This is a genomic window from Exiguobacterium sp. s150 (genome assembly GCF_018618435.1).
In the GTDB taxonomy this organism is placed as follows: domain Bacteria; phylum Bacillota; class Bacilli; order Exiguobacteriales; family Exiguobacteriaceae; genus Exiguobacterium; species Exiguobacterium alkaliphilum.
The window spans coordinates 1-17,875 of sequence record NZ_JACSMC010000013.1 but is presented as its reverse complement, the minus strand read 5'-3'; the positions used below and the strand labels follow the sequence as shown (position 1 = coordinate 17,875).

The 17,875-nt window shown below is 53.4% G+C and carries 17 protein-coding genes; 5 read left to right on the top strand and 12 right to left on the bottom strand.

Features of this window, described 5'->3' with window-relative positions:
- Nucleotide 1 precedes the first annotated feature (1 nt).
- The 3 genes from KNP76_RS08085 to lepA form a co-directional block, all read right to left on the bottom strand.
- The gene (locus KNP76_RS08085; protein WP_034809393.1) at nucleotides 2–1,165 is read right to left on the bottom strand and encodes a phosphoglycerate dehydrogenase; all 1,164 of its coding nucleotides are present in this window, start codon (nucleotides 1,163–1,165) and stop codon (nucleotides 2–4) included.
- The gene (gene serC, locus KNP76_RS08080) at nucleotides 1,152–2,222 is read right to left on the bottom strand and encodes a 3-phosphoserine/phosphohydroxythreonine transaminase (RefSeq protein ID WP_276514429.1); all 1,071 of its coding nucleotides are present in this window, start codon (nucleotides 2,220–2,222) and stop codon (nucleotides 1,152–1,154) included. Before serC ends, KNP76_RS08085 begins: the two co-directional genes overlap by 14 nt.
- A gap of 107 nt (nucleotides 2,223–2,329) precedes the next feature.
- Nucleotides 2,330–4,153, bottom strand: a complete 1,824-nt coding sequence (gene lepA / locus KNP76_RS08075; RefSeq protein WP_034809388.1) for a translation elongation factor 4 — start codon at nucleotides 4,151–4,153, stop codon at nucleotides 2,330–2,332.
- A 219-nt stretch (nucleotides 4,154–4,372) separates the two neighbouring features.
- Here lepA and rpsT point away from each other — a divergent pair, with 219 nt between their 5' ends.
- The gene (rpsT, locus tag KNP76_RS08070; RefSeq protein ID WP_021065661.1) at nucleotides 4,373–4,633 is read left to right on the top strand and encodes a 30S ribosomal protein S20; all 261 of its coding nucleotides are present in this window, start codon (nucleotides 4,373–4,375) and stop codon (nucleotides 4,631–4,633) included.
- A gap of 30 nt (nucleotides 4,634–4,663) precedes the next feature.
- Here the strand turns inward: rpsT and KNP76_RS08065 are convergent, their stop codons facing one another.
- Entirely contained in the window at nucleotides 4,664–5,098 is a 435-nt protein-coding gene (locus KNP76_RS08065) for a GNAT family N-acetyltransferase (protein ID WP_034809385.1), read from the bottom strand.
- 9 nt (nucleotides 5,099–5,107) lie between these two features.
- On the bottom strand, nucleotides 5,108–6,118 hold the full coding sequence (holA, locus tag KNP76_RS08060) for a DNA polymerase III subunit delta (RefSeq protein ID WP_235193477.1): 1,011 nt from the start codon (nucleotides 6,116–6,118) through the stop codon (nucleotides 5,108–5,110).
- A 91-nt stretch (nucleotides 6,119–6,209) separates the two neighbouring features.
- Here holA and KNP76_RS08055 point away from each other — a divergent pair, with 91 nt between their 5' ends.
- Nucleotides 6,210–6,374 carry a YqzM family protein gene (locus KNP76_RS08055; RefSeq protein WP_024371416.1) on the top strand — a complete coding sequence of 55 codons (165 nt, stop codon included), beginning with the start codon at nucleotides 6,210–6,212 and terminating at the stop codon, nucleotides 6,372–6,374.
- A 53-nt stretch (nucleotides 6,375–6,427) separates the two neighbouring features.
- On the opposite strand, the gene KNP76_RS08050 is transcribed toward KNP76_RS08055, so the two are convergent.
- The 7 genes from KNP76_RS08050 to KNP76_RS08020 form a co-directional block, all read right to left on the bottom strand.
- On the bottom strand, nucleotides 6,428–8,560 hold the full coding sequence (locus KNP76_RS08050) for a DNA internalization-related competence protein ComEC/Rec2 (protein ID WP_214844001.1): 2,133 nt from the start codon (nucleotides 8,558–8,560) through the stop codon (nucleotides 6,428–6,430).
- Nucleotide 8,561: 1 nt separating this feature from the next.
- Nucleotides 8,562–9,131: a ComEA family DNA-binding protein gene (locus tag KNP76_RS08045; RefSeq protein WP_214843999.1), complete on the bottom strand. Its 570-nt coding sequence runs from the start codon at nucleotides 9,129–9,131 to the stop codon at nucleotides 8,562–8,564.
- Between the two features lie 159 nt (nucleotides 9,132–9,290).
- Nucleotides 9,291–10,931: a methyl-accepting chemotaxis protein gene (locus KNP76_RS08040; RefSeq protein ID WP_214843998.1), complete on the bottom strand. Its 1,641-nt coding sequence runs from the start codon at nucleotides 10,929–10,931 to the stop codon at nucleotides 9,291–9,293.
- Entirely contained in the window at nucleotides 10,928–11,899 is a 972-nt protein-coding gene (locus tag KNP76_RS08035) for a BMP family lipoprotein (protein ID WP_214843996.1), read from the bottom strand. Before KNP76_RS08035 ends, KNP76_RS08040 begins: the two co-directional genes overlap by 4 nt.
- A 145-nt stretch (nucleotides 11,900–12,044) precedes the next feature.
- A complete protein-coding gene (locus tag KNP76_RS08030) occupies nucleotides 12,045–13,562 on the bottom strand; it encodes a flotillin lipid rafts scaffold protein FloT (RefSeq protein ID WP_214843994.1) in 1,518 nt (505 codons plus the stop codon).
- Entirely contained in the window at nucleotides 13,563–14,087 is a 525-nt protein-coding gene (locus KNP76_RS08025; RefSeq protein WP_211780859.1) for an NfeD family protein, read from the bottom strand.
- Entirely contained in the window at nucleotides 14,087–14,488 is a 402-nt protein-coding gene (locus KNP76_RS08020; RefSeq protein ID WP_211780858.1) for a hypothetical protein, read from the bottom strand. Before KNP76_RS08020 ends, KNP76_RS08025 begins: the two co-directional genes overlap by 1 nt.
- Nucleotides 14,489–14,613: 125 nt before the next feature.
- Here KNP76_RS08020 and rnhC point away from each other — a divergent pair, with 125 nt between their 5' ends.
- From rnhC to KNP76_RS08005, 3 genes are all read left to right on the top strand, one after another.
- Complete coding sequence (gene rnhC / locus KNP76_RS08015; RefSeq protein ID WP_211780857.1) at nucleotides 14,614–15,522, top strand: ribonuclease HIII; 909 nt, start codon at nucleotides 14,614–14,616, stop codon at nucleotides 15,520–15,522.
- A gap of 72 nt (nucleotides 15,523–15,594) precedes the next feature.
- Entirely contained in the window at nucleotides 15,595–16,407 is an 813-nt protein-coding gene (locus tag KNP76_RS08010; protein WP_214843992.1) for an alpha/beta fold hydrolase, read from the top strand.
- A gap of 344 nt (nucleotides 16,408–16,751) precedes the next feature.
- A complete protein-coding gene (locus KNP76_RS08005; RefSeq protein WP_214837865.1) occupies nucleotides 16,752–17,774 on the top strand; it encodes a PTS sugar transporter subunit IIC in 1,023 nt (340 codons plus the stop codon).
- The last annotated feature ends 101 nt before the right edge of the window (nucleotides 17,775–17,875 follow it).

The window sequence follows — 17,875 nt, the reverse complement described above, 5'->3', positions numbered from 1 at the left end:
CTCAAAATTCACGGACGCGCATGACGCCCTCGATCTCATAAAGCGTGTGGACCGACAGTTTCTCGTTCTGGTGATTATCGATATCAATTAACGTATATGCCACGTCCCCTCGACTCCGGTTCACCATGTTGTCGATGTTGATTCCGTTCTCAGCGAGTCGGCTCGCGATTTGGCCGACCATGTTCGGGACGTTTAGATGGAGGACGGCCAGACGGCGCTTGCCGATGTACGGCAGTTCGGTGTCCGGAAAGTTCGCCGAGTGGCGGATGTTGCCGGTCTCCAAATACGATTTCAACGTGTCGACCGCCTGGACGGCACAGTTCACTTCCGACTCTTTCGTCGACGCCCCGAGATGTGGGAATGCGACAATCCGCGGATGTCCGAGAAGCTGTTGTTTCGGGAAGTCGGTGATGTACGTCTCGACGTTCCCATCGAGCGCGTCCAACAAGTCGGAATCGTTCACGAGCTCACCGCGCGCAAAGTTCAACACGGTCGTTCTCGGCTTCATTTGATTGAACCATGAGGCGTCGATGATGCCACGTGTATCTGCCGTGAGCGGCATATGGATGGACAACAGGTCGATATCGGCGAGCAGTTCGCTCACGTGCCGCGCCCGTTTCACTTGCTTGGAGACGTTCCACGCCCCATCGACCGATAGATGCGGGTCGTATCCGACGACGTCGACACCGAGCTGAATCAAGTCGCTCGCGAGCGCCGAGCCGATTGCCCCGAGGCCGACGATGCCGACTTTCTTACCTCGAAGCTCCGCCCCGACGAACTTACGTTTTTCGTCTTCCATCGCCCGCTCTAGGAGCGTCTGGCTGTTGAACGTATGCTCGTTGACCCAACGCACGCCTTGTAAAATTGGCCGGACCGACAAAAGCATGCTCGCGAGCACGAGTTCTTTCACCGCGTTCGCATTCGCTCCCGGGGTGTGAAACACGACGACGCCTTGACGGGCCAGCCGTTCGAGCGGCAAGTTGTTCACCCCGGCTCCAGCGCGGGCGATAGCGAGCAGGTAAGGCGGAATCTCCGCCTCGTGCACGTCATGGCTCCGGATGACCCAGGCGTCCGCCTGCTCCGACGCATTGAGGGCATATTCGCTCGGTTCGAAGCGATTGAGTCCTTCCTGTGCGATTTGATTATACGTTTTAATGTGAAACATCGTGTCCCCCCTGTTCAAACTCTTGCATCGTTTCAATCAAGCGATTGACGCCTTCGAGCGGCATCGCATTGTATAGGCTCGCCCGCAACCCGCCGACCGACCGGTGGCCGCCGAGTTCAATCAACCCGCGCATTTCTGCAAACTTCCGGAACGCCTCGTCCGTGACGTCATCCCCCGTCGTGAACGGGATGTTCGTCAACGAGCGGCACGTCGTATCGGTCACAATCGGACGGAACAACGATGACGTATCGAGCGCGTGATACAATCGCTCGCTCTTCTCGCGGTTGCGGCGCTCCATCTCCGAAACGCCCCCCTCCGCTTCAATCCAAGCGAGGACCCGTTCGGCGACATAGAGACTGAACGTCGCCGGGGTGTTCAAGAGCGTATCGACGTGTTTGCTGTAAGCGAGATATGACGGCAGGTCACGTTCGACAATCAAATCGCGACGGATGACGACGAGCGTCAACCCGGCCGGCCCGATGTTCTTCTGGGCACCGGCGTAGATGAGGCCGAAGCGCTCGACGTCAATCGCTTCCGCCAGAATGTTGGACGAGACGTCGGCGACAAGCGGGACGTTCGTCTCAGGAAGCGCGGTGTAGCGGGTACCTTCAATCGTGTTGTTCAACGTTAAATGAAGATAGTCGACGTCTTGAATCGATTCCGGCCAAACTGGAATCGTCCCATACGTTGTTGCCGCCGAACTACCCGCAAGGACGACATCACCGAACCGGCTTGCGTCTTGAATCGCCTTCTTCGACCACGTCCCGCTGTCGAGATAGGCGAAGCGGCCCGATTTGCCCAGATTCATCGGGACCATCGAGAACTGGAGCGTCGCCCCACCTTGAAGGAACAGGACGGCGTACGTGTCTGGAATGTGCATCAAACGGCGAAGCCGGTGCTCGAGTTCCCTTGCCACTTCGATGAATGCCGAAGAACGATGGCTCATCTCGACGATCGAGACGCCGCTTTCTTTATAGGAAAGAAGTTGTGATTGTACTTCTTCCAACACCGGTGCGGGCAACATCCCCGGACCGGCTGAAAAATTATAAGTCGGCACTGCTTCTCCTCCTCTATTTTTCTGTAAGTGGGTACTATTCCGTATCGCCTTCCCCATATCCTGCCAAATCAAAAAAATCGCCCTTATCGTTTGATAAGGGCGAACGGTTATTCTTCGTCCATCGACAAGACAGACATGAACGCTTCTTGCGGCACTTCGACAGATCCAACCATCTTCATGCGCTTTTTACCTTCTTTTTGCTTCTCAAGAAGCTTCCGCTTCCGCGAGATGTCCCCGCCGTAACATTTCGCGAGGACGTTCTTGCGGAGCGCCTTGATCGTCGAACGGGCGACAATCTTCGTCCCGACCGCTGCTTGGACCGGTACCTCGAACTGCATCCGCGGGATGAGCGCCTTCAACTTCTCGACGATGACTTTCCCACGCTCGTACGCGAAATCGCGGTGAACGATAAAGCTGAGTGCATCGACGACTTCGTTGTTCAAAAGGATGTCCATCTTGACGAGGCGTGACGGACGATAGCCGATCAACTCGTAATCGAGCGAGGCATAGCCTTTCGTGCTCGACTTCAACTGATCGAAGAAGTCGTAGACAATTTCACTCAATGGAATCTCGTACGTGATTTTGACGCGTGTCGTGTCGATATACTGCATATCGATGAACGTCCCACGTTTCTTCTGGCAGAGCTCCATGATGGCGCCGACATAGTCGTTCGGCGTCATGATGGCCGCTTTGACGTACGGCTCTTCAATCGTCTCGATCTTTTGTTGTTCTGGCATCTTCGATGGGTTATCGACGTGGATGACGTCGCCTGACGTCGTCGTGACGTGATAAATAACCGACGGTGCCGTCGTAATCAAGTCAATCCCGAACTCTCGCTCAATCCGCTCTTGGATGATTTCCATGTGGAGCATGCCGAGGAAACCGCTACGGAAACCGAAGCCGAGTGCCTGTGACGTCTCGGGCTCAAATTCGAGTGCCGCATCCGACAATTGGAGGCGCTCGAGCGCTTCACGTAAATCGTTATACTTCGCCGCATCGATCGGATAAAGACCGCAGTACACCATCGGGTTCATCTTCCGATAACCTGGGAGTTGATCCGTCGCTGGGTTTTTCGCGAGTGTGATCGTGTCACCGACGCGAACGTCGCCGACCGTCTTGATCGACGCTGACAATGTCCCAACGTCTCCGACGTTCAACTCTTTCACCGACACCGGTTTTGGGGTCGAGACGCCGAGGTCTGTGACTTCGAACGATTTACCGGTCGACATCATTTGCACCTTGTCTCCGACTTTGACCGAACCGTTGACGATTCGAATCGAGGCGACGACACCGCGATAGGCGTCATAGTACGAGTCGAAGATGAGGGCTTGAAGCGGCGCGGACGGATCGCCCGTCGGTGCAGGGACGAGCTCGACAATTTGCTCGAGAATCTCTTCAATCCCGATCCCGGCTTTCGCTGAAGCCGGTACGGCATCACTCGCGTCAAGACCAATCACGTCCTCAATCTCTTGGCGCACGCGCTCGACGTCGGCTGACGGCAAATCAATTTTGTTGATGACCGGGATGATTTCAAGGTCGTTATCTAATGCGAGGTAGACGTTCGCGAGCGTCTGTGCTTCGATTCCTTGGGCCGCGTCCACGACGAGGACGGCCCCTTCACACGCCGCGAGCGAGCGTGATACTTCATACGTGAAATCGACGTGGCCCGGTGTATCGATCAAATGAAGGATATACTCTTCCCCGTCTTTAGCCGTATAGTTCAACTTGACGGCGTTTAACTTGATCGTGATACCGCGCTCACGTTCAAGGTCCATCGCATCAAGCGTCTGTTCTTTCATCTCGCGCGCCGTGAGCGCACCCGTCTTCTCAAGAATCCGGTCAGCGAGCGTCGACTTTCCATGATCGATGTGAGCGATGATGGAAAAGTTGCGAATCTTCTTCTGACGATTCTCTAATTCTTTGTTGTTCATATATGGGTTCACCTATCCTTCTCATGCATACCGTGTCATTATATCAAAATCTTAAGTGTATGTGTACGACCTACTACAACAATACCACATATAGTTTTCAGAATAATCATCAAGTGGTTGCTTTTCAAATAAGCGTTTGCTACAATTGTGCTTGTTCTGTTGAATGATTACTTGAAGTAATGAGAACATACACTTTCTTGTTTCAGGAGGTGACAAACAATGGCAAACATCAAATCAGCAATCAAACGTGCAAAAACTTCTGAAAAGCGTCGCGTCGCAAACTCGCAAGAGAAAGCAGCAATGCGTACAGCAGTAAAACGTGTTGACGCTCTCGTACTCGAAGGAAACAAAGAAGCTGCTCAAGAAGCTTTCGTCCTCGCTACGAAGAAAATCGACAAAGCTGCAGCAAAAGGTCTTATCCACCAAAACAAAGCTGGCCGTGACAAATCACGTCTCGCAGCTCGCATCGCAGCTCTCTAATTAGAGATCAAACCGGAACAGCCGCCTCCATCAGGAGCCGGCTGTTTTTTCGTATACCATGACGTAATGCGTCCCAATCCCGGGAATTTCGAACGGCTCACCGACGACGACGAGGCCGTTCCGTTCATAGAAGCGCACGGCGACTTCGCGGGCGTTGCACCACCACGAGTCGTTGACCGTTTCGTGCAGCGCCTGTAAAAACGACGAGCCGATCCCTTGCCCGGCGGAGGCCGGGTCGGTCGCCATCCCCCGCAGTTGGTACGGCACTGTCTTCCCGTCGACGTCACGCCCTGCTTCCATCACGGTCGCGATCGACAACACCTGACCGTCCTCGACCCAAGCGAAATGGCGTGTCGTCTCGTTGTCATCCCCTTCAAAATAACACGTCTCCCGCATCTGACCCGGTCTGAGCACTTCATGCCTGAGCGGAATCACATCTTCAAGTTCCACTTGTCGTAAACTCATTTTCTCACCTCACACGAGCGTCAACTGACAGACGAGCGTATCGAAGACGATTTGTTTATCGCCACGACCGGTCTTCATCGACTCATCTGCATCGGCAATCATCGTCAGCGCCGCGGCGAGCTGCGCCTCCGTGAAATTCCGGCTCGCTTGCCCGGCCAGCTTCACTGTGTACGGATGCGCCCCAATCTTTGACGCGATTTGTTTTTCCCCATATCCTTTTTCCGTCAGCTGCTTCGTCAAATACATGTTCCGGTACTGACGGGCGAGAAGCGACAAGAGCCCAATCAACTCCTGACCTTGTTTCTCTAAATCACGGACGAGCCGTAGCGCCGCGTCGGCACGCCGGGCGACTAAAAATTCGGACAGTTGGAACACATTGTCTTCAAGCGTTCGAGGGACGAGATCGTTGACGATTTCGAGCGGGATCTCGCTACCATCACTCGCATACAGTTGCAACTTCTCGAGCTCGCGTACGAGTTTCCCCCAATCATCATGGCATAAGAACAAAAGTCGCTCGACGGTCGAGCGGTCCATCTTTTGCCCACGTCGATTCAGTTCGTCACCGACGTAACGCATCAGCTCGGTCTGGCTCGGCTTTTTCGCCTCGAGGACGATGGCCCGTTCTTTTAAGCGCTTGACGACTTTTTTACGCTCATCGAGTTTTTCTGTCTCGATGATGAAGACGAGCACGGCGTACGGTGCCGGCTGCAACAAATATTCCGTCAACCGTTCGACATTTTGCTTTTGTTTCTCTTTCGCGCCGGTCAAAAACTGGGCGTTTTTCACGACGACCGTCCGATAATCGCTGAAGAACGGGACCGTCTCCGCCTCGTCGAGTGCCGTATCGAGCGCCGTCTCTTGTAAGTCGAGTCGCATCACGTCGAACTGGTCGCCGGACGGGTTGGCCGCCTTGACGATTTCTTTCTCCCACGAATCGAGCAGATACTTCTCCGTCCCGAACAAGACGTACACGTTGGCTACTTTGCCGTTATGGAGCCATGGTTCATTCAAAACACACACCACTTTCACAATTTATTCTTATCTAAAACATAGATTATCCTTCACCGATTCGCTATACTTAGGACGGAACCATTTCAAGGAGGGACTCACTATGCATATTAACTCTGTTCGCCCACCAAGCGAAAACCCGTTTGAGAACGATGTCCAATGCAAACGAAACGATGCCATCGATTCAGCGATCGGCTTCATCGTACCGTTCGGCTTTTTCTTCACGCTATTCGCGATTGGCGTCCTCATCAAGTTCTTAAGCTTATAAGCTACGAAACGATTGCCCCGGGGGAGCAATCGTTTTTTAGTTTATCATACATTTCATCGACTGACCTTCGTTTCCACGATCCCTCGGCAAGCGCCACGTTCACATACGATCATCCCGTCCTCATCCGTCCGTAGCACGCGCCTGCCGACAAGTCGCGCCAAGACGTCTGGATGCGGATGCCCGTAACGGTTGTTCCTGCCGACGCTCGCCACGACCCATTCCGGATCGATCCGGTTTACTAGTGCCTCGCTCGACGACGTGTCCGAGCCATGATGGCCGAGTTTGAACACATCAACGTCGACAGTCGGGAGAGCGACTTCCCCCGCTTCCGGTAAGTCACCCGTCAACAAGTACGTCATCCCACCGACCGTTAAATAGGCCGAGACAGAATTGGCATTCTCATCTGCCTTACGCTCCGAAGGACTGACGATCCAAAACCATGGATAGGGACGGTCCCCGGCCCGGACGAAACGGACCGGGACATTTTTACGCGCAAGTTTAGATAACAATTCGCCTCGTTTCTCCATATCGGCCGCTTCGGCCGCTAACCACACTTCTTTTACTTGAATCAAATCAAGTAACCCGTCCAACCCGCCAATGTGATCGTGATCGGCATGGGTGAGCAATAAAAAGTCGATTTCTCGTTCGCCCCGCTTCCATAAGTACGGCGCGACGACATCTGCGCCTGGGTCAAACGTCGAGCGTTTTTTCTCCGAAGGGTCATGATACACCCCACCGACATCAATCAAACCGGTGAGGCCGTGCGTCTCGACGACGATCGCATCTCCTTGCCCGACGTCTAAAAACGTGACGCGCCCTTCTTCTTTCAATTCGGACGCCAAGGCGACAGCACTGAGTGTGAGCAACGCGATTCCCCAACCAATCAATTGGCGCCGCTCGAGAAAGAGAAGTCCAATCCATAATCCGATGGCGAGAAGGAACGAGCCCCAAACGGTCAGCTCATGGAGCGGGAGCCACGGTTTGACCTGATTGTGTAGCGTGAACGTCCCATGTAGCCCGTCGAGTACCGGATGAAGTAACGGTTCATATAACGGTACGAGATACGCCAAAAAACCGAGAGGAATCATCACCCACGAGAAGAGAATGGCCACAATTACGTTATAGAACGGAGCCGCGATCGAGATGACCGGTTGCACGTTCCATAACAAAATCAAACCAATCCATTGGGCATAAATTGCCAGACTGAGCACGTTCGTCCATTGCGAACGGGTCACAATCAAGAAGAGCGTCATCCCGACCGTGAGTTGAAACCCAAGATTAAATAACAAGTATGGTTGAAGTGCGAGTAATGCCGCCGCGCACCAACTTAAAAGACGCATCGGGTCACGGACCGAATAACCGAATAGTGAGAAGACGAGTACCATGTCGGCGACTAGTACGGCGCGCGCGACAGGCGGAGAGAATCCGGTCAGCCACCCGAATGCGGTCACAATCAATCCAATGAGGATCATCTTTGTTTCACGATGAAAGGGGAATGGCACAAGGAGCCATTTGAACGCGAGGACGAGCATGGCGATGTGTGACCCCGAAATGACGAGCAGATGTAAAAGCCCTGTGACCCGATACGAAAATGACGTTTCTTCATCCAACAATCGCCCTTCTCCAAATAAGAGTGCCTCCATGTAGAGCGCCACATCAGGCCGATACGTCGCCTCGATGCGGGACAACTGGCGCTCTTTGAACCGAAGCATCATCCCGTCCAAGCCTGCCGTCGGACGACAGGCGGTCACGGTGACTTGGCTTCCCTTGAACGAGAGGCCTGCCCCTTTCGCCCACGCCATTTCATCGAACCCGCCGACGTTTCGGAGCGGTGCGAACGCATCCGGCTCGAACGTGACGAGACACGTCTCTCCCGGACGGCCGAGCGCCACATCACGTCCGACCAATACCCCGTCCACTCCAGACGTCTCACCGTATAATCGGACCGAACGCCCATTGTCACGTCGGCTCTCGATTGAGAACAACACGTCTTCTCCTCCTGAGATGACCGGTGGCTCGTCATGCCAAAAAATGATCAAGGCGAGACAACCTGCGCCGATATACGTGCCAACTGACTGGCCTCGACATGTCGCAAGCAAAAAGAGGAACAGCACGAAGCCGACGAGGACGAAGCCTTGGGTACAAGCGATGAGGACACTGATTGGAAGTAGCGGAAAAATCGGCATCTTACGGGACCAGCAGGTAGCCCTTCATGTTTTCTAACGTCTTCTCACCGAAACCTTTCACGTTCCGAAGTTCTTCATAGGACTTGAACGGACCATGTTCTTTCAAATAATTTAATATCGCCTCGGCTTTAGCCGGTCCGATCCCCGGGACCGTCATCAATTCCTCTTTCGTCGCACTGTTGACGTGGACCCCGTTCGTTTCAGTCTCGGTCGTCTCCGGTGCGACCTCGAGAAGCTCGCCTTTTTTCGGCACCGTGATCTTTGACCCATCGACGAGCAGTTGGGCCAAGTTCAACTGCTCCGGTTCTGCTTCCGGAGTCAAAACGGCTAGCGTTAGAACGTCCCCGACCCTTGCCCCGGACGGCATCTCATACACGTCAGGTGAGACGACGGCGCCTGTCACGTAGACGACGATCTTCCCCGCTGCCGGTTCCGCTTGAACCGACTCTTCCGCTTTGAGTTCGAATTGTTCGACCATCGGCGTCTCGGGCTGTTTCGATGCGAACATGTAGCCGACCGCCATGAATAAAGCCACAACCAGCCCGATGACGTAACGTTTCCATTTTTCCATCTCGCTTCCTCCTATCGACACCTTCTGGTCTATAGTATGCGCCCGAATCATCTACCGCTCATCTAGGGCTATCTCCTCGATTCAGTCGCTTGCTTGTCCGTTGTACCGTCCGACTCGTCCTGTTTTCCCATAAAAAAAAGAGACAAGCCGAAACTTGTCTCAATCGTTTTGAAAATGTTGGACTTGATCGGCAAGTGCCGCTGCCTGTCCTTCGAGTTCTTGCATCAAAACGAAAATTTGGTCAAAGCTCGCCTGTTGTTCCTTCATCGAGGCGGCCACTTCTTCATTTCCGGCGGCAAGCTCTTCAGTCACCCCGCTCACTTCTTCGACCCGCTTCAACACGTTCGTCACTTCGCTACTCGAGGCCAGCATTTCTCGCTCGATTGTATGGACGAATGCGGCGACATGGTCTGTCCGATCATGAATCCGCGTGAACGCTTGTTTCGTCAAGCCGAACGCTTGGAGTTGGGCCGTCTGTTCTTGACTCGCTTCTTCGACCGTCTGTTTCAATCGCTCCACTTCTTCATGAATCGATTGGACGACACTAAAGATCGAGCGTGTCGCCACGTTACTCTCTTCAGCTAACTTCTTCACTTCGCTCGCGACGACGGCGAAACCGCGTCCTGCTTCGCCGGCACGGGCCGCTTCAATCGCCGCGTTCAACGCGAGTAAGTTCGTTTGGGCTGCCACGTCTTCGACGAGCTTCGCCATCCGTTCAATCTCGTCCGTATTTCGCGCGAACGCATCCATCCGTTTGACGAGGGTCGTATTTCGTTCGCTCGAGCGTTGCAAGATCCGTTCTTGGTCGGTCAACGTCTCAATCCCGTCTTGGACTTCGCGCGTCATCGCGCTCGTCTCTTCTGTCGTCTGGCGCGTCTGTTGGAGGCTCGTCTCGAACGAGGCCGCCATGATGCCGACCGACTCGAGCGTCTCTTGTAGCTCGTTCGCAATCGATTGGGCACCGTTCGCCATCTCATCGACCGCGTTCGTGATGTTTGACGTCGTGCTGACGACCGCCTCGTTCTCGGTCGCGGCCGTCTCGGTCATCGCGTTGACTTGCATCGAGGTGACCCGGATTGACCCGATTACCGTTTGAAGGGAGACCGTCATATGTCGCATCGCCCGTTCAAGACGCCCGATCTCGTCTCGTCTCGTCGACTCGGGCAATGAAATCAGTCGACCAGAAGCGATGGCTTCGGCTGCCTCGACGGTCTGCTCGAGCGGACGCGTGATGGAACGGGCAAAGAAGAAGTTGTACACCGCGAGCGCGCCAATCACGAACGCCGTGAGCACGATGGAAATGACAAACAACCGTTTCGTCTCCTCTGCCGCCTCCTGTTGGAGTGCTTCGTAGAACGAACCATTCTTAACGAGTAGCGTATTCACGTCGTTCAGTAATCCTTCGAGCTTGGCTGCTTGAATCCGGGCTGCAATCCCGCCGGCCTCCGCCTCGACGTTCTCACCGATGCGCGCGTACTTTGCTGTCGCCCGTTCCAAATGTTCGTTGAACGCCGGAATTAAATACGTACGTTCTAGCGTCTCAAACGTGGCCACGTTGTTTTCGCGGATGCGTGTTAACTGATTCAATGTCGCCGGGCTCATCTGCTCGCCAAGTGATGTCCAAAGTGACTGTTCTTGAAGGAGGGACGTCTCGAGTTGAGACAACTCAATCATTTGTGAGCCGTACTGTTCGTTATACGTTTGCAACCGATTTAACGTCGTCAAGACGTAACTCATCATCAAGACGATCAAAACGACCGTAAACACCGTTGACACAATAAATCGTTTTCGTAAACTCATTGTTGTTTGCCCTCCAGTAGCCGTTTCTCGAATGCGTCAAAGCGTTCCCGTTCCTCGTCGCTCCACTGGACGCGACGAAGTGCGGCAAGACCGACCCCGCCCTCCTCGAGACCAAGCGTGAGATGTTCGCTGAAGGCTTCCTCTTGAACGTTATCCGCGATGGCGACGATGGCTAAGTCCACTTGTTTTAACATCGACGTGATGACCGCATCCGGCGCAATCATCGACTGATCGCTATCGACCCCGATGGCCTTCACGCCGTTCGCTTGTGCGGTCTGTAAGACACCGACACCGGTCAATCCTGCCGCCGCATATAAGACGTCGGCTCCTGCCTCGATCTGTTTCTCGGCCAACTGCTCTCCGATTTCAGGCGAGGCAAAGTCATTCGCATAATCGACAATGAGTTCGACATCGGCGTTTACCGCTTTCGCTCCGAGTAAGAAGCCGGTCGAGAACTTTTGAATCAACTCGTTGTCCACGCCGCCGACAAATCCGATTTTTCCTGTCTCTGTCTCAAGACCTGCCACCGCACCGGCCAACGCGCTCCCTTCTACTTCTTCAAACGTTACGGACATCACGTTCGGTAACGTCGAAACGGCGTCAATCAAGGCGAACTGTTGGTCTGGATGATTGGCCGCTACTTTCTCTAAATCCTCCTGGCACGCAAAGCCGAGCCCGATGATGACATCGTGCCCTGCCGCTACGAGCTGTTCGAAGCCGGCTTCATACGTTTTCGTCTCCTCAAGCTCTCGATAATCAACGTACCATTCCCCAGTCTCTTGTAATTGCCCCATGCCCCGCATGGCCGCGTCGCTGAACGATTGGTCCCCGAGACCGACGTCCGATAAGACGACACCCATCGACTGCCGCTCCTCGATGGCGGTCTCAGGTTTGTCGATGACAGATTGACAGGCCGATAACCACAAGACGCTTGCGGTCATCAACCCGAAGATGACTCCTTTTTTCATGACATTCTTCCTCTCTCAATTGGTCTGACATCTCACTTATCGACACGATTCGACTCGGCTTGAAGTCATTCCGTTTGAAAGTTAGGGAAATCTCGCGCATGTTCACAAAAAAGGCCGCAGACGAATGCGTCTGCGACCTCGTGATTTATTCTTCTGTCGTCGCTGCCGTCTCAACGAGCTTGCGTTCCGGCGCATCGTCTGTCGGCACGTTCCCTTTCCCGACGAAGTTGTCGAGCAGGTCTTTCATGTCGATCCCCGATGAGGCTTTGAGCGTCTGCTGGAGCGACGCCATCAAGTCAGTGGCATAACCCGTGACTTTTCCGGCCCCACCGTCTTTGCCGCTTCCTGTATCGACGACCGTGATTTGATCGATGTTTCCGAGTGGCGCAGCAATCTGCTTCGCGTAATCCGGGAGCATCTTGACGACCATATCGAGAATCGCGGCTTGGCCGTATTGCTCGAACGCTTCGGCGATTTTTTGTTTCGCTTCCGCTTCGGCGAGACCTGTCAAGCGGATGATTTCGGCTTCCGCTTCCCCTTTCGCCCGCTCCGAGTCGGCTTCGGCGACACCGGCGAGTCGAACGCGTTCTGCGTCGGCTTTCGCTTCGGCCTCGATGCGGTACTTCTCGGCATCGGCTGAGGCAATTTGACGGGCTTTATCCGCTTCCGCTGACTGCTCGATCGCATAGCGATCGGCGTCGGCTTTCTTCTTCACTTCCGAGTCATATTGTTTCTCGCGACGCATAATCTCTTTCTCTTCGAGCTCGATTTGCTTCTGACGCTCGATGATTTGGACTTGCATCTGTTGCTCGGTGACTTCTTGTTTCGCTCGCGCTTCTTCAAGCTCATACGCTTGGTCGGCTCGGGCTTTGGCGACGTCTTGTTCACGACGGTACGCCGCGATGCGGAGTTGGTTCTCTTTCTCGGCTTCTGCGATTTCTGAGGCCCGCTCGAGCTCGGCTTTCTTCGCGTCTTTCATCGCTTCGGCTTGCTTGATGCGCGTCTCTTTATCTGCCTCGGCTGTCGCGATGTCTGCATCCCGTTTAACTTGGGCGATTCGCGGTTTTCCGAGTGACTCGAGATAGCCGTTCTTGTCACGAACGTCTTTAATCGTGAACGAGACGATGACGAGACCCATCTTCGCTAAGTCTTGTGAAGCGACACGTTGGACTTCTTGTGAGAACTTGTCCCGGTTCTTGTAAATCTCTTCGACCGTCATCGAACCAAGGATGGAGCGGAGGTGACCTTCGAGTACTTCTTTCGCCTCGTTCTCACGCTCGATTTTTGGTTTGCCGAGGAATTGCTCGGCCGCTGTGGCAATCTCACTGATAGAGCCACCGATTTTAATGATGGCCGTTCCGTCCGCCATGACCGGGACACCTTGTTCCGTATAAACTTCCGGTGTTGTGACTTCAAGCTTGCTCGAGAGAAGGCTGAGCGGTTCTGCCTGTTGGAAGACAGGTAACACGAACGTACCGCCACCACGGATGATTTTGACCCGGTTGCCCGAGGCGTCGCTATGGACATTTTTCTTTCCTAAGTAACTTCCGGTGACGATTAGCGCCTCATCCGGTCCGACCGTACGGTACTTTAATACGAATACAAAAATCAGGGAAAGAATGATAACCCCGACGATAATGCTTGCAAGGATGACTGTATCCATCTATCCATTCTCCTTCCGGATTGTCGGTTCGTCGTATTCCATGACGACCGCAATGTTTCGTTCTACTTCAATGATGACAACGCGACGGTCTGCCGAGATGGCTTTCCCGTCAATGCTTTGCGCCGTCTTTAATACGGAGCCAGTCACCGATTCGACGAGCACTTCTCCATATCCACCTTCGGGCACAGGGACGGTCAACCGGCCGACGAGGCCGATGAGTGACTCATCGGTCATCCCGATAGATTCCTCCGCATTCGAGAGTGGCAATAAGACGAATAAGTAAAGAAGCGTCGTCAAGGCGAACGAACCGACAAGGGCGACGGCGAGCCCAATCATCGGCGAGACGTGCGCGAGCGCATTTAAAATGAGACCAATTCCCGCCCCGAGTGCCAAGAACGAAAGGATGACGGCTGGGTTGAACCAGCCTTCAAACATGTCGAACGCGTCTGAAAATAGCATATACACGAACGTTCCGAGTCCCGCAATGATGAGGACCCACCAATATAATTGATCGAGTGACTCCATTACCACCCCTCCTCGCTTCGGCGTTCATGTTCGTAGGCGAGCACGCGACGCAGATGCTCGACTTCAAGCGCGAGCGCCCGTTCAATCGTATCCCATTCTGTGAGCGGACGGGTCGGTTGTTCCATGGATTGCCGGACGCGCCCTAACGTCTTCTCGAATGTCAATCGATCATAACGATCGACAGCTTCTACTCTCTCTTGCCGCAACAACGTCAAATAATGATCGACTTCTGCTTGCAGCGTGATGATTTGCTCTGTCGTCGCTTCTGACGACTCTTGCATGAGTAGGCGACGCACCCGTACTTGATGGGCAACTAGCTTAGCGATTCTCGATTCGAGCTCGAGAATTTGTTTATAGAGGAATTCCGCCTCGCCTTGCTCCGTGTCCTCGCGCCACCACATTTTTGCCTCACCTCATTTCACTTTTACTCGTCTCACTGTTTCATACGGAAAAGCCAGTGTGCTGGTTTCAAAATATACAAAAAAAATGTAAAATTAATTTGCGAGATAGAAAGGAAGTGCTCCTGTTGGGCAATCAAGTCATTCAATTATCGACCGAGGCGCAGAACGCCTTGATCGAGCGCTACGCACCTCACGCGGTCAAACCGCCACCTTATGCGAAATTTAGCGCGAAAACACCTTCCTGTGTGATTACCGTTTACAATTCGGGTAAAGTCATGTTCCAAGGTCAAGCGGCTGAGACGGAGGCGGCGAAATGGGGAACGCCAGTAGCAAAAAAAGTGGCCGCCACTTCGATGCTACCGGAAGGATTTTCGGATTGGTCGGTCGTCGGCAGTGATGAAGTCGGTAAAGGCGATTACTTCGGTCCGCTCGTCATCGTCGCCGCCTACGTCCCAAAAGAAAAAATCGAACTCGTCAAAGAATTAGGCGTCAAAGATTCGAAGTTGTTGTCTGACCCTGAGATTAAACGCATCGCCCGTGATTTGCACGTGACGATCCCGTATCAGAAAGCGACGCTTCATAACCCGATGTACAATAAGATGCAAAAAACGATGACGCAAGGAAAGATGACCGCCATCGCCCATAACGCCGCCTTATCGGCCCTTCTCGACAAACTCGAGGAGAAACCGGATGCGATTTTGATTGATCAGTTCGCAGAAAAGGCCGTCTATTATAAGCACCTGAGTCAAGAGCGTCACATCGTCAAGGACGACGTCTATTTCTCGACGAAAGCGGAAGGGCTGCACGTCGCCGTGGCAGCCGCCTCGATTTTGGCACGTGCGTTCTTTTTGAAGGAAATGGACAAATTGAGTCAAACTGTCGGCCTCACCTTGCCAAAAGGTGCGGGCACCAAAGTCGATCAAGCGGCCGCCACGTTAATCCGTCGCGATGGCGTCGATCGATTGAACGGCATCGCCAAAGTCCACTTCGCCAATACGAAGAAAGCCATACGCTTGAGTGAGTTGAAACGATAGTGCTTCCAAGCGACATATGGTATATTATTTTTATGGTTTAATGAACTTAAAAACTTTTGGAGGATAGCGTTCATGTTGCATTGTAAAACGTATACATTAAGCGACGACCATCCTTGGGTCATCTTCATTCATGGCGCCGGGGGGAGCCTGTCTCACTGGTATCGTCAAATCCGACCGTTTAAAAAGAAATATAATGTCCTGTTGCTCGACTTGCGTGGCCACGGCGGGTCTTATGATGCCGAGCAGTCGTTAACGCAACCGCTCAACGCATACACGCTCGACGTCGTCGTCGAAGACGTGGTCGAAGTGATGGACCACTTGAACATCGAAAAAGGTCATATGGTCGGACTATCGCTCGGGACGATCGTCATTCAAGCGATGTTCGAACACCATCCGGAACGTATTGCCTCGGTCGTGCTCGGGGGCGCGATCGTCAAATTTAACGTTCGTTCGACGTTATTGATTCGTCTCGGTAGCCTCGTGCAAAACTTCGTGCCGTACATGTGGCTCTATCAACTGTTCGCATGGATTTTATTGCCGAAAAAACGCCATAAGAAGTCACGGATGATGTTTGTCCGCGATGCGGCTAACCTATGCCAACGCGAGTTCATTCGTTGGTTCAAGATGACCGAGAACATGAATCCGTTGCTTCGACATTTCTCATCGATTCAAACGGCCGTCCCGATTCTTTATGTGATGGGTGATGAGGATTACATGTTTCTCGAAGCGGTCGAACGGACGGCGAAACACCAACCGACGGCGAACGTTCATGTCGTCGAGGATTCTGGTCACGTCGTCAACGTCGATCAGCCGGATATCTTTAACACCGTCTCGATGAATTTTATTGATGAACAAGTTGGCTTGCTTACGGCCAGCACCTCATAACGCCATGTATGGCGAATGGTAGCGCTCTCAAATTAGGAGCTGCTACCTCTTTTTATTTTATCGTTCCAATTTTTTTCAAATTAATTTTCAGAAAATATTGATTATTGAAAATTGTCATGTTACTCTAAGACAAATCTTAGCAAAACGGAGGAGCGAAACGCCATGCATACACAGACACAACACGGCCTGCTGATTATTATTCGACGAAGGGACTGAAAATCGACTCGTAACCGAGACGAATTTTTGGGCCCTTGTTTCGATGGATTCGGACGAGGCGCTCACCGTGAACCATTTGCGCCTATCCCATTCGGATAGGTTTTTTTATTGGAAAACAGACAGAGGAGATGATGGAAGTGAAACAGTACGCAATGGATCGAATGATTAAAATTTCAGCCGGGATGGCAAGCGCCGTCCTCGTCACGCTCGGGGTCGGACTCTTGATTGAGACGATTGGGAAAATGGCAGGGCTCGACATGCTCGTCACGATCGGGCAAGTCGCCAAGTCACTTCTCGCCCCGGCGCTCGGCGCCGGTGTCGCCTATCAACTCGGTGGCAACACGCTCATTTTATTCAGTTCGATGATTGCGGCAACCGTCGGCGGGGCTGCCCTCCAACCGACCGAGAGTGGACTCGTCCTCGTCCCGGGTCAACCGATCAGCGCTTTGATTGCAGCGGCTGCGGCTGTTTGGATTGGGAAACGCGTTCTTGGAAAGACAAAGTTTGACATGATGGTCGTCCCGGTTTCCGCCGTTCTCGGTGGCGGGATCGTCGGGGTCGGTGCAGCGGCCGTCACGACGCCGCTCATCAATACCATCAGCGCAAGCATCACCGCATCGGTCAACACGTCGCCGATTGCCACATCACTCGTCATCGCGCTCGTCTTTAGTGTCATGCTCATGTCGCCGGCATCATCTGCTGCGCTCGCCATCGCGCTTCAACTCGACCCTGTCGCGAGTGCTGCCGCCTTGATTGGATGTACAGCCCAGTTCGTCGGGTTCACGCTCATGGCTTATCGTCAAACCGACCCAGGCGGTTTGGTCGCATCGTTCTTTGTTACACCGAAAGTCCAGTTCCCGAACGTCGTCAAAAACCCTCGGGTCGTCATGCCACCCTTTATCGCGGCCATGATCAGTGCCCCGATTGCGACGCTCTGGTTCTCGCTCGAAGTCCCATACGAGATTGCCGGACTCGGCTTGAACTCGATGATCGCCCCGCTCAATATCTTGGCGGCTCAAGGTGCCGAGGCGTTCGCCATCTTCGTCGGCACAGGCGTCGTGCTCCCCGCTGTCATCACGTTCCTTCTTTATAAAGTGACCTGCCTCGTCGGATGGACGAAGTTCGGTGACTTGGCGCTCGAAGTGCAATAAAAAACTGCGATTTAGACTGACCTAGCTATATGAGACACTAATAAAAACACCTTATTAGGCTGCCACCACACCATATTTTATCGGTGTGAGGTAGCCTAATT

Bases quoted from the DNA above. Each gene is read 5' to 3' on its own strand.
- KNP76_RS08085 (WP_034809393.1), bottom strand. From the start codon at position 1,165: ATGTTTCACATTAAAACGTATAATCAAATCGCACAGGAAGGACTCAAT.
- lepA (WP_034809388.1), bottom strand. From the start codon at position 4,153: ATGAACAACAAAGAATTAGAGAATCGTCAGAAGAAGATTCGCAACTTT.
- rpsT (WP_021065661.1), top strand. From the start codon at position 4,373: ATGGCAAACATCAAATCAGCAATCAAACGTGCAAAAACTTCTGAAAAG.
- KNP76_RS08065 (WP_034809385.1), bottom strand. From the start codon at position 5,098: ATGAGTTTACGACAAGTGGAACTTGAAGATGTGATTCCGCTCAGGCAT.
- KNP76_RS08055 (WP_024371416.1), top strand. From the start codon at position 6,210: ATGCATATTAACTCTGTTCGCCCACCAAGCGAAAACCCGTTTGAGAAC.
- KNP76_RS08050 (WP_214844001.1), bottom strand. From the start codon at position 8,560: ATGCCGATTTTTCCGCTACTTCCAATCAGTGTCCTCATCGCTTGTACC.
- KNP76_RS08045 (WP_214843999.1), bottom strand. From the start codon at position 9,131: ATGGAAAAATGGAAACGTTACGTCATCGGGCTGGTTGTGGCTTTATTC.
- KNP76_RS08040 (WP_214843998.1), bottom strand. From the start codon at position 10,931: ATGAGTTTACGAAAACGATTTATTGTGTCAACGGTGTTTACGGTCGTT.
- KNP76_RS08035 (WP_214843996.1), bottom strand. From the start codon at position 11,899: ATGAAAAAAGGAGTCATCTTCGGGTTGATGACCGCAAGCGTCTTGTGG.
- KNP76_RS08030 (WP_214843994.1), bottom strand. From the start codon at position 13,562: ATGGATACAGTCATCCTTGCAAGCATTATCGTCGGGGTTATCATTCTT.
- KNP76_RS08025 (WP_211780859.1), bottom strand. From the start codon at position 14,087: ATGGAGTCACTCGATCAATTATATTGGTGGGTCCTCATCATTGCGGGA.
- KNP76_RS08020 (WP_211780858.1), bottom strand. From the start codon at position 14,488: ATGTGGTGGCGCGAGGACACGGAGCAAGGCGAGGCGGAATTCCTCTAT.
- KNP76_RS08010 (WP_214843992.1), top strand. From the start codon at position 15,595: ATGTTGCATTGTAAAACGTATACATTAAGCGACGACCATCCTTGGGTC.
- KNP76_RS08005 (WP_214837865.1), top strand. From the start codon at position 16,752: ATGATGGAAGTGAAACAGTACGCAATGGATCGAATGATTAAAATTTCA.